Source organism: Roseburia sp. AF42-8, from assembly GCF_003435965.1.
GTDB lineage: Bacteria > Bacillota > Clostridia > Lachnospirales > Lachnospiraceae > Roseburia_C > Roseburia_C amylophila.
In genome coordinates this window covers 1-9993 of the sequence record NZ_QTVB01000061.1, presented here as the reverse complement: position 1 = coordinate 9993, position 9993 = coordinate 1, and the positions used below count along the sequence as shown (strand labels likewise).

The window sequence follows — 9993 nt, the reverse complement described above, 5'->3', positions numbered from 1 at the left end:
CAGACGCTTTAACACACATATACCTCATCAGAAGATCACCACAGATACAACAGAGTTTAAATACTATGAAGTTGATGTTAAAGGACATATGACTATGCACAAACTTTATACGGATTTGTACAGGCTGTATAATACCAACATTCATGAGAAGATTGCGGAACAGAAGAAAAAAGAAGCAATGCTGCAGTGATAACAGATGAATTTTTATAGAATCTATAGTATAATCAAGAGGTCGGATGAATGTCCGACCTTAATGATAATAAAGTAGATATTCCCTATTTTAAAGAAAAAAGCATATAAGATTCGATATGAAAAATAAATAAGGAAGCAGTTCTAAAATGTATCATTTGTACCGGAGAACATGTGGCTGGATTTTAAGATATGCATATCGTACACTTTGACGAGAATATGTTGATTGGGGATGCAGCGGACCTGGATGCATTTATGGAAATGTATGGTGTGGAAGCAATTTCCAAGGAATATTTGTAATTATTAGGGAAAAGAAAATTTGAATTTGTCGGATTGGTAAATTCATATTTAGTGAATGATAACAATTTATAATTTAGTATTGGATAAAGAATAAAAAAGGAAGTAAGTTATGACGAATAAAGAAATAATGGATATAGCAATGCAGCAATCTGCATATGACACAAATGCAAAGGTTTCTGACTTCCTTCAGGATACAACAGTCAATGCGGAGCATATAGCCAGCAGAGGTGTAAACATCAATACTGTTGCGTTGTGGATTGTATTCTGCAAATATTGTTTTCATCGTATCTTATCTCCTTATCGTCCAATCAATCATTCGTTACAAAAATCAGAAGCATTTCAATCAGCTCACCATGTCACTTTTATTTTGTGTTATACTGTTTTATAGATTTTTCTTGCCCTTGTATTTGCCCTTATCAGAGTTCGTAAACACTGGTGGGACGATATAACATAAGGGAAACAATAAGGGAAAGCTCACCTGCGACAAATTCAGTGTTTTCAAGGGTTTGCGGAAAATTTAATAACAAAATATAACAGTTATTAAATCTCTTAAAACAGGTGAAATCTCAATCGGAATTTGTAGAATTAGTAAATCTCGATTTTGGGAAATACAAGAATGTGTCTCATTATGGTTTTAATGCGGTTTGTAAGGAGAAACAATATGATTGGGTTTGTTATATGGTCACTTTTTGGAGTGTTTATAATTGGATTAGGAATAAAAGATATGTTTTCTAAGAATCCCGTTGGATTCTGGGCTAATACCGAAACAATAAAAGTAAAAGGTGTGAAAGGTTACAATCGTGCGAGCGGACTATTGTTTATAATCTATGGAATCATTTTTGTTATATTAGGAATTCCGCTGTTAGAAGGTCAAAATACACCATACGTTCTGTTGTCGGTTATTGGTGTGATGGTGGAAACAATTGTAATTATGGCTGCTTATAGTTTAGTTATCGTTAAAAAGTATGAAGAGAAGTAAATAACTTCAAGTTTTGATTTGACTTAATTCATAACATTTATTAACTGTTATATCTTATCCTCGTGAAGTCCGCAACCCCTTGAAAATGCTAAATTTGTAGCGAGTGAGTTTGCCCTTATGCTTTCCCTTGTGTTATATCCTTTTCCCTCATGTTACGAATGCTCACAAGGGCAAAATTAAGGGAAAGAAAATCCAGTAACAAACTATAACATGAAATGAAAATGGCAGGAAGAACGGATTGAAATGCTTTCAAAACTTTTAGAAAATTAAGGAAAGGACAGATAAGATATGAGATTGATTTATGCAAGATATAATCCGCAATGTAATAGCATAGATGTAACCACGTTTGAAAATGTAGTGCTTAGAATTGATTGCAATAAGGCAGAGGAAGGATTGAGAACTACTCCCGGCTCCCAGTGTTCGTTGAATGCTTTGGCTATTGATAATCCATTAGAATATGCAAGATTATACTTGGATGGAGAAATGCAAGTATGGGTTGATGCAGAGGATCGTTTAGATACGTGGTGATTTTGCTAATATAATATCATGATAGAGGTCTAGTACTAAAAATTCCAGAAAAATATATAGAACGTACGGTTATTCCATAATAAGAGGCAGGAATCTTAAGTTTCTAGATGTTTGAATTTTGCCTTAAGGTAAATAGAGAGGACACATTGATTTTTCAGTGTATCCCCTCTATTTTAAAATTATTTTTAAATAGTTCTTGCACAAAAACAAATAGCATGCTAAAATCTATTTAAAGAAAGTTTTAAATAGGTAAAAGATATGGGAGAAACTAACATTTTTAAAGTATTGGCAGATAGCCAGCGAAGAGACATTCTTATTATGTTGAGAAATGAACGATTAAATGCCGGAGAGATTGCTGAAAAATTACAGATTACACCGGCTGCTCTTTCTTATCATTTAAAATTACTTAAAAACGCAGACTTGATATCTGAATATAAAGAGAAAAACTTTGTTTATTATGAAATCAACACTACGGTTTTCGATGAATTAATTATATGGGTTAACCAGTTTGGAGGAAAAAAAGTATGAAAAAAATAATGTGGATAGTAGCAATGATACCAGTTGTAGTTACAAGTGTTGTACTACAGTTTATGCCTGATATTATACCTATGCATCATGACTTGGAGGGAAACACTGACAGATGGGGAAGTAAAACAGAAAGCTTTATTTTTCCGGTAATTATTTTGTTTATTACACTGTTTTGGCACTTGCTAATCTATGTGTTTGAGAAAAAATCAAAAAATGCAAATACAGAAAAGGAACAGATGGAAACAAAATCTTCTGCAAAGGTATTATGTGTTGTAGGAATTTCGCAAGCAATCATGTTCGGGATTATGCATTATTTTATTCTTTATTCTTCTTGGATACAGGCAAATGCAGGTGGTGAACATGCGGTTATTGACATTGCAAAAGTTTCATGTATTTTGTGTGGTATTATATTTATTGTATTAGGAAATTTTATGACAAAGGCAAAACGAAATGCAGTAGTGGGAGTTCGAACCGTTTGGAGTATGCACAATGATAATACATGGAGAAAGAGTAACCGCTTTGGTGCAATATGTATTATTATTACGGGGTTATTGACTATCATTACAACCGTATTTACAAGTGGGATGACTGGCACAATCTTTATGTTGATTTATTTATTATTAGCAACAATTGTAACTGTGGTATACTCAAAAAAGATATATGATAAGGAAATAAAAAAATAATTTGTATCTTTATGCGAGAGGGTGAAATTCCAGTCTTTTACGGAGAGATAACAAACGAAGGGAGGCAATTGCCTCCCTTCGTTTGTTATCTACTCCTTCCACGGTTTGGTGGAGAATATGGTCTTGTTAACTCTCGCTCCTTTATGTCCTGTTTCTTAGATATAAGCCTATCGTGTAGAGACTGCGGCTTTTCTCCATACCGTTGTTTCCAATTCTTAAGGCTGTCCTGATAATCCCCATAAGCTGTCTCTGACTTATGAAATGCTTTGTAGAAGGCTTTCGCATTCTGATACCCGTATTCCTTTACGATATGGGATAATCGGGCTTTCATTCGGGAAATACGTTCCTCCAATCCGGCTATCTCTGTTGAAAGTTCGGAACGCCTTTTTGCTTTGAAGATACCTTTGCTGTCGGACAGTTCAATTTCAAGGTCACTTCGCTGTTTCTCGAGTGCAAAAATTGCTTTATTCTGTTCTTGCAGCTTTTGATAAATTTCGCATAAGTGCTTGTAAGAAACTGCTTCCGGTGATGGCTGTGGTCTTGGCGGTATGGCAGGCTTTGGTGTATCTGTCTGCTTTCTTCTGGTACAGCTTTCTGCTCTTTGAAATCTGTGTTCTCCGGTCTTGCTTCAAGCTCTTTGGAAATTACTTTATCTGCAAGCTCCAGAGTTTTGAGAAATACTTTGGAGATTAACAGTTCTAATACTGCAATGGCAGTACCGATAATGGAAGATAACAGATTCGGTCTGTTTCCGTAAAGCCATACGGATTCCACAATCTTGTCCGTTATCCGTTCCTTTTTTATCTGCATGATTTCTGACTTGGAAACACCCGTTACAATCGCTCTGTCAACAGTCTGATTCCACAAGGTGCGTTTACTGTTGTCTGCCTCAATCTCGGTGGCTTTCGGATTGTTCTTACCAATCTTTTTGGTGGCAAGATACATACCGCCACGCTCAAAAACTTCTAACCGCTGGCTTTTATCCCACACATACTGATTGATAAGATTGGTATAATCCTGCTTGACGGTATCAAGGAAATTTTCAGCCTTGAAGTGTTTATCCTTAATGGAGAAAATCTGTCTTTCGTATACCTCACCTTTGTGAATCACCTTACATCTTTTACGGATATTTCCTTCTTCATCAAGTATCTCTTTCTTGGTGCGTACATGATTTCCCTTTTCGTCATAGAACATATTGCGGGTGGCAACCTTTTCTATGGGCTGTTCCAAGAGTGTACGCTCCGAAAAAATGAGATGGATGTGATAGTTGGTTTTCCGCTTATTGTGATGCAGGGCTGCGATACAGTCCGTTCCGTAAGTCTGTCTGAAATGGTCTGTAAATATCTGCAACAGTCTGTCTGGAGGATACTCCGTAAAAGATTCCGGCAGGGCTATGATCAATTCCCTTGCCTCAATACATTTCCCCTCCGTACCGCTTTTTTTAAATTCTGCCTGATTATATTTTGCAAGGTCAGTCCAAAAATTACGGTCTGTGGTTTCATATACCGCATACAGATTTTCCTGCTTCTTTGGGCTTGAAATATAATAAATTCTTCCCCGGACATTGTGGAGCTTCGTCATCTGAATAAATGAATTTCTTGGCATGTGCTTCCTCCTTTCCGTATCTGCCAAGTACGAAGCTGCAAGAAATGAGGATGGGAAACTTTCTAATGTGAAAGTGAGTAGGCTACATAGGTAGCCTGTCTACGAACATATCCGCCTGTCGGCGAAAGCTCCCAGCAGGGCGAAATACACAGAGTACAAATCGTAAGATTTGTGCGAGGGGTGTATTTCGCTCTCAAACGCCGAGGGCTTGTATAAAAAAGTTTCTTCCCCACTTCTTAAATTTCCGGTTGTATCTTAGAGGAAGCACATGGTATAATCTATTTGCGTGTAGGTATATCATGGCTTCGGTCAGATACATACCTTAGGGATGGTCTTAGGACTGTCCCTATTTAATTTGTCACATTTCTTGTGACAGCTCTGACATTTCCTTTGTCCCTTAAGTCCCTGCCTTCATTGGCGGTCATGAACTTTTCAAGCATATCCGTTTTGATAAGGACTTTCCGTCCTACCTTCAATACCGGAAGCTTTTTCCATTCTACCAGTTTCCGCAGGGTATTTCTGCCGATACCCGTATAGTCGGCAGCTTCCTCAATGGACAGTGCAATCTTCACTTCTGTCATTAAAACACCTCCTCTTGAATTGCATAATGCAATTTTGTGACTATGCCTACTATATAACTTTTATATCTTCTTGTCAAGCGTTACGAAATTTTAAAAGCAATTATTAACTTGCATATTGCAATGCTACTTTTACTGTGTTATACTTTAGCCATACCGAAAAAGGAGGCGTATCAGAATGAAAGATAAAGAATTACGCAAGTTAATCGGTAGCAGGGCAAAACAACGCAGACTGGAATTAGGTGTCAACCAGCCTTATATAGCAGAAAAGATGGGAGTTACCGCTTCCACCATACAGCGGTATGAGGCAGGAACGATTGACAACACCAAGAAGCTTGTTCTGGATGGTCTGTCGGAAGCACTTCATGTATCAGTGGAGTGGCTGAAGGGCGAGACGGAAGAAATGACAAGTGATGTTACGGATAAAAGGGAATTACAGATTCGTGATACCATGACTTCCATTCTCTCCAAACTGCCTTATGATATGAAGGCAGACGAAGCGGATTTTTCCAAAGATTTACTGCTGCTGATGTTGAAGGAATACGAATTATTCGTTGATTCCTTTCAATATGCCTGTAAGAATTTTAAAGGGAATACGGAAGATGCCACAATTGCAAAAGTAATGGGGTTTGAATCCAATCAGGAATATAATGAGATTATGTTCCTTAGGGAAATCACCCATACGGTAAACGCACTGAACGACATGGGCGACATTGTAAGGCTCTATTCCAAGAATCCCGAAACGGCAGCCGTAAGGCTTGCAAATCTTCTTTCAGAGAAAGACTCCGAACCGGTATAGATTAGACAACCGGAGTTATGATATACTTACACGCAGAAAGCATTTCATCAGTTCCGATTGTCGATATCGAAAGGAGTAACGATTATGGCAAAAGGTTCTGTAAGAAAGAAAGGCAAGAAATGGTACTACCGCTTCTATGTGGAAGATGCAAGCGGTAATCTGGTGCAGAAGGAATTTGCAGGTACGGAAAACAAAAGCGAAACGGAAAAGCTGTTGAGGCAGGCAATGGAGGATTATGAAGCCAAGCGGTTTGTTGCAAAGGCTGAAAACATCACACTCGGAGAGTTGCTTGACCTGTGGGCTGAGGAAGAATTAAAGACAGGCACATTGAGTAATGGAACGGTTGGCAATTATCTTCAGACAATTGGGAGAATCAAACAACACCCTATCAGCAAAAGGAAACTGAAAACGGTGACTTCGGTACACCTGCAGGAGTTTATGGATTTGCTCTCATTTGGAGGCACTGTGGGAGATTTTATATCAAAAGGATATTCCATTGATTATGTAAGGTCATTTTCAGCAGTATTGCAACAGTCATTCCGGTTTGCGGTATTTCCGAAACAGTTTATTACCTTCAATCCAATGCAGTATGTGGTGATGAGGCATAAAAAGGAAGAAACGGATTTGTTTGCGGATGAAACAGCCACAGACAGAGACAAGGTTAAACCGCTTTCCTTTGAAATGTACCGGAAACTGATTGAACAGCTTGGAAAACGAAGTGGGGATGCGATTCTTCCGGTTCAGATAGCATACTTTACAGGTCTCAGACTTGGAGAGGTAGCAGGTCTGACATGGCAGGATATCAACCTTGAAGAACAGTATCTCACTGTACGCAGGAGCATCCGCTACAATGGTGCTACCCATAAGCACGAAATCGGTCCGACAAAGTGGAAAAAGATCAGGGTTGTTGACTTTGGCGATACCCTCGCAGATATTTTGAGGAATGCAAAAAAGGAACAGCACAAAAACCGTTTTCAGTATGGGGAACTCTACCAGCGGAATTTTTACAGAGAAGTAATGGAAAAGAATCGGGTGCATTACGAGTATTATCATTTGGGAATGACAGAGAATGTGCCGGAAGATTACACCGAAATCTTCTTTGTATGCTTAAGGGAGGATGGTTGTCTGGAACTTCCGGCAACCATAGAAACAGCCTGCCGGACAGCAGGAAGAAAAGTACCGGAGCTTGAAGGTTTCCATTTCCACACACTGAGGCATACCTACACGACAAACCTCTTATCCAACGGGGCTCAGCCTAAGGATGTGCAGGAACTGTTAGGACACTCAGACGTGAGTACCACCATGAATGTCTACGCCCATGCTACAAGGGAAGCAAAGCGGACTTCCGCAAGACTTCTTGATAAAGTGGCAGGCAACGATTAAACAACTGAATAATGAATTTTCCCTTGTAATTATCCCATAAGGGCAAAAACAAGGGAAAAGGATACATATATAGAATTTTCAATGGCGGGAAGCTTGAAAATAGGGGAAAGTTAAGAGAGTTAATAGATAAATTCTAGTTTGGAGAATTGAAAAAAACGGAATTTACCTATTAAGACATATAAACTCTTGACAATAAAGCTCCTATATAGTATGTTTTTAATAAACTACTATATAGGAGCTTTTGTATGGAAATGAATGGAGGATTTCTTGTCACCAAAATAAAACAGCTTGGAGACCGGATTTTCGAGAAGATTCTCAGTGAAAAGAATATTGATGCGTTTAATGGAGCCCAGGGGCGTATTCTTTATGTGCTGTGGCAGAAGGATGGTATTTCAATCAGGTCACTCTCGACTAAATGCGGATTAGCGATAACATCTCTTACTACGATGCTGGAAAGAATGGAAAATCAAGGGCTGATAAGCCGTGTTCAGTCTGAAACGGACAAAAGGAAAACGCTCCTGTTTCTGACTGAGAAAGCACATGCCTTAAAGGGCGAGTACGATTCTGTATCTGATGAGATGGGCAGTATTTACTACAAAGGTTTTTCAGAGGAAGAAATTACCCGGTTTGAGGAATGCCTCGACCGCATCAGAAAGAATCTTGAGGAGTGGCAGAAGTCATGAGTATTTGTATCAAAGATCAGATTCAGAACATGAATATCGTCATTGGCTGCACAGTGGGGTGTACATATTGCTATGCCCGCAACAACGTGAAACGCTGGCATATGATTGATGATTTCGCTGACCCTGAATTCTTTCCGGGTAAGCTCAAGATGATGGAAAAGAAACGTCCGCAGAACTTTCTTCTTACCGGCATGAGCGATCTCTCCGGATGGAAGCCGGAATGGAGAGACGAGGTATTTGTAAAGATCCGTGAAAATCCGCAGCATCAGTTCCTGTTCCTTACCAAGCGACCTGATTTGCTGGATTTTGATACCGATCTGGAAAACGCATGGTTTGGCGTTACGGTGACGAGGAAAGCAGAACTGTGGCGTATCGAGGCTCTTCGGAAAAACGTCAGAGCAAAACATTACCATGTTACCTTTGAGCCGTTATTCGACGATCCCGGCACAGTTGACCTTTCCGGAATCAATTGGATCGTTGTCGGCACCATGACCGGAGCTCAGAGCAGGAAGATTCATACGGAACCGGAATGGGCATGGTCTCTGACGGACCAAGCACATAAGCTCGGCATTCCGGTGTTTATGAAGGAAGACCTTGTCCCTATCATAGGGGATGAAAATATGATTCAGGAAATGCCGGAAGAATTTAATAAAGTGTTAGAGGTACAGAAATCATGGAAGAAGTAATGAATGGAATCCTCATTCGTGAGGTGGAAACAAAGAACATCATGACTAAGTCTAGTCTGCCGGTAGGCGGTTACTCGGTCAATCCCTATGTGGGCTGTACACATGCCTGCAAGTATTGCTATGCTTCTTTTATGAAGCGCTTTACCGGGCACAAGGAGGAATGGGGCACTTTCCTTGATGTGAAGCATTGGCCGGAAATTAAAAATCCGAAGAAATATGCCGGACAGCGGGTGGTCATCGGTTCTGTGACAGATGGCTACAATCCACAGGAGGAGCAATTCGGGAATACCAGAAAACTTCTGGAGCAGCTGATCGGCAGTGACGCAGATATTCTGATCTGCACAAAGTCGGATCTTGTGGTACGGGATATTGATCTGTTGAAGAAGCTTGGACGTGTAACCGTTTCATGGTCGATCAACACACTAGATGAAAATTTCAAGAATGATATGGATTCTGCTTCGAGCATTGAGCACCGTATCGCTGCTATGAAGCAGGTATATGAGGCAGGTATCCGTACAGTCTGTTTCGTATCCCCGGTATTCCCCGGTATCACGGATTTTGAAGCAATCTTTGAGCGGGTAAAGAATCAGTGCGATCTGTTCTGGCTCGAAAATCTCAATCTTCGAGGCGGTTTCAAAAAGACAATTATGGATTATATCGCCGGAAAATATCCTGATCTTGTACCACTTTACGACGAGATCTATAACAAGCATAATCGCAGCTACTTTGAAGCACTTGAAGTAAAAGCTGAGAAAATGGCTAAGAAGTATGATTGTGCCTTTGTGGATAATGAAATGCCTTATGGCAGAGTCCCGCAGGGGCATCCGGTGATCGTAGATTATTTCTATCATGAGGAAATCCGTGGGACAGAGAATACCGGAAAAAGAAATCGCTAAATTCCAGTTTATGGAATTGGAAAACCGGAAGTTGTATGTTTTATCAATTACAGGTTCTAAAACTGAATAAATCAGAAATTAAGAGTAGATAACCTGAAATATGGTTATCTATTTTTAATCGTCTTGATTTTCTTTACCATTGAATTTTTATGGGAA

At 39.5% G+C, this 9993-nt stretch carries 12 protein-coding genes and 2 pseudogenes; 10 read left to right on the top strand and 4 right to left on the bottom strand.

Features of this window, described 5'->3' with window-relative positions:
* A pseudogene (locus DW059_RS16225) lies at positions 1-190 on the top strand (IS3 family transposase); the annotation flags it as partial.
* A gap of 495 nt (positions 191-685) precedes the next feature.
* Here DW059_RS16225 and DW059_RS14190 read toward each other — a convergent pair.
* Positions 686-772: pseudogene (locus DW059_RS14190) on the bottom strand (DUF6061 family protein); the annotation flags it as partial.
* Positions 773-1150: 378 nt separating this feature from the next.
* Here DW059_RS14190 and DW059_RS14185 point away from each other — a divergent pair.
* From DW059_RS14185 to DW059_RS14165, 4 genes are all read left to right on the top strand, one after another.
* A complete protein-coding gene (locus DW059_RS14185; protein WP_117699225.1) occupies positions 1151-1468 on the top strand; it encodes a hypothetical protein in 318 nt (105 codons plus the stop codon).
* 288 nt (positions 1469-1756) lie between these two features.
* Positions 1757-1996, top strand: a complete 240-nt coding sequence (locus tag DW059_RS14175) for a DUF6061 family protein (RefSeq protein WP_005604353.1) — start codon at positions 1757-1759, stop codon at positions 1994-1996.
* Positions 1997-2254: 258 nt separating this feature from the next.
* A complete protein-coding gene (locus DW059_RS14170; protein WP_005604351.1) occupies positions 2255-2524 on the top strand; it encodes an autorepressor SdpR family transcription factor in 270 nt (89 codons plus the stop codon).
* Complete coding sequence (locus DW059_RS14165) at positions 2521-3207, top strand: SdpI family protein (RefSeq protein WP_105309369.1); 687 nt, start codon at positions 2521-2523, stop codon at positions 3205-3207. The genes DW059_RS14170 and DW059_RS14165 overlap by 4 nt, the downstream gene beginning before the upstream one ends.
* 85 nt (positions 3208-3292) lie before the next feature.
* On the opposite strand, the gene DW059_RS16600 is transcribed toward DW059_RS14165, so the two are convergent.
* From DW059_RS16600 to DW059_RS14155, 3 genes are all read right to left on the bottom strand, one after another.
* A complete protein-coding gene (locus tag DW059_RS16600; protein WP_242986294.1) occupies positions 3293-3538 on the bottom strand; it encodes a hypothetical protein in 246 nt (81 codons plus the stop codon).
* Between the two features lie 26 nt (positions 3539-3564).
* Complete coding sequence (locus tag DW059_RS14160) at positions 3565-4812, bottom strand: MobA/MobL family protein (protein WP_242986292.1); 1248 nt, start codon at positions 4810-4812, stop codon at positions 3565-3567.
* 350 nt (positions 4813-5162) lie between these two features.
* Complete coding sequence (locus tag DW059_RS14155) at positions 5163-5393, bottom strand: helix-turn-helix domain-containing protein (protein WP_005604346.1); 231 nt, start codon at positions 5391-5393, stop codon at positions 5163-5165.
* 175 nt (positions 5394-5568) lie between these two features.
* Here DW059_RS14155 and DW059_RS14150 point away from each other — a divergent pair, with 175 nt between their 5' ends.
* From DW059_RS14150 to DW059_RS14130, 5 genes are all read left to right on the top strand, one after another.
* Positions 5569-6189: a helix-turn-helix domain-containing protein gene (locus tag DW059_RS14150; RefSeq protein ID WP_005604344.1), complete on the top strand. Its 621-nt coding sequence runs from the start codon at positions 5569-5571 to the stop codon at positions 6187-6189.
* An 84-nt stretch (positions 6190-6273) separates the two neighbouring features.
* Positions 6274-7572 carry a tyrosine-type recombinase/integrase gene (locus DW059_RS14145; protein WP_012744117.1) on the top strand — a complete coding sequence of 433 codons (1299 nt, stop codon included), beginning with the start codon at positions 6274-6276 and terminating at the stop codon, positions 7570-7572.
* Between the two features lie 245 nt (positions 7573-7817).
* The gene (locus DW059_RS14140) at positions 7818-8255 is read left to right on the top strand and encodes a radical SAM mobile pair system MarR family transcriptional regulator (RefSeq protein ID WP_004844961.1); all 438 of its coding nucleotides are present in this window, start codon (positions 7818-7820) and stop codon (positions 8253-8255) included.
* On the top strand, positions 8252-8941 hold the full coding sequence (locus DW059_RS14135) for a radical SAM mobile pair protein A (RefSeq protein ID WP_117699223.1): 690 nt from the start codon (positions 8252-8254) through the stop codon (positions 8939-8941). The genes DW059_RS14140 and DW059_RS14135 overlap by 4 nt, the downstream gene beginning before the upstream one ends.
* Entirely contained in the window at positions 8929-9837 is a 909-nt protein-coding gene (locus DW059_RS14130; protein ID WP_015567824.1) for a radical SAM mobile pair protein B, read from the top strand. Before DW059_RS14135 ends, DW059_RS14130 begins: the two co-directional genes overlap by 13 nt.
* The last annotated feature ends 156 nt before the right edge of the window (positions 9838-9993 follow it).

Excerpts from the sequence above, each read along its gene's own strand:
- DW059_RS14185 (WP_117699225.1), top strand. The coding sequence starts at position 1,151 with ATGATTGGGTTTGTTATATGGTCACTTTTTGGAGTGTTTATAATTGGA.
- DW059_RS14175 (WP_005604353.1), top strand. The coding sequence starts at position 1,757 with ATGAGATTGATTTATGCAAGATATAATCCGCAATGTAATAGCATAGAT.
- DW059_RS14170 (WP_005604351.1), top strand. The coding sequence starts at position 2,255 with ATGGGAGAAACTAACATTTTTAAAGTATTGGCAGATAGCCAGCGAAGA.
- DW059_RS14165 (WP_105309369.1), top strand. The coding sequence starts at position 2,521 with ATGAAAAAAATAATGTGGATAGTAGCAATGATACCAGTTGTAGTTACA.
- DW059_RS16600 (WP_242986294.1), bottom strand. The coding sequence starts at position 3,538 with ATGAAAGCCCGATTATCCCATATCGTAAAGGAATACGGGTATCAGAAT.
- DW059_RS14160 (WP_242986292.1), bottom strand. The coding sequence starts at position 4,812 with ATGCCAAGAAATTCATTTATTCAGATGACGAAGCTCCACAATGTCCGG.
- DW059_RS14155 (WP_005604346.1), bottom strand. The coding sequence starts at position 5,393 with ATGACAGAAGTGAAGATTGCACTGTCCATTGAGGAAGCTGCCGACTAT.
- DW059_RS14150 (WP_005604344.1), top strand. The coding sequence starts at position 5,569 with ATGAAAGATAAAGAATTACGCAAGTTAATCGGTAGCAGGGCAAAACAA.
- DW059_RS14145 (WP_012744117.1), top strand. The coding sequence starts at position 6,274 with ATGGCAAAAGGTTCTGTAAGAAAGAAAGGCAAGAAATGGTACTACCGC.
- DW059_RS14140 (WP_004844961.1), top strand. The coding sequence starts at position 7,818 with ATGGAAATGAATGGAGGATTTCTTGTCACCAAAATAAAACAGCTTGGA.
- DW059_RS14135 (WP_117699223.1), top strand. The coding sequence starts at position 8,252 with ATGAGTATTTGTATCAAAGATCAGATTCAGAACATGAATATCGTCATT.
- DW059_RS14130 (WP_015567824.1), top strand. The coding sequence starts at position 8,929 with ATGGAAGAAGTAATGAATGGAATCCTCATTCGTGAGGTGGAAACAAAG.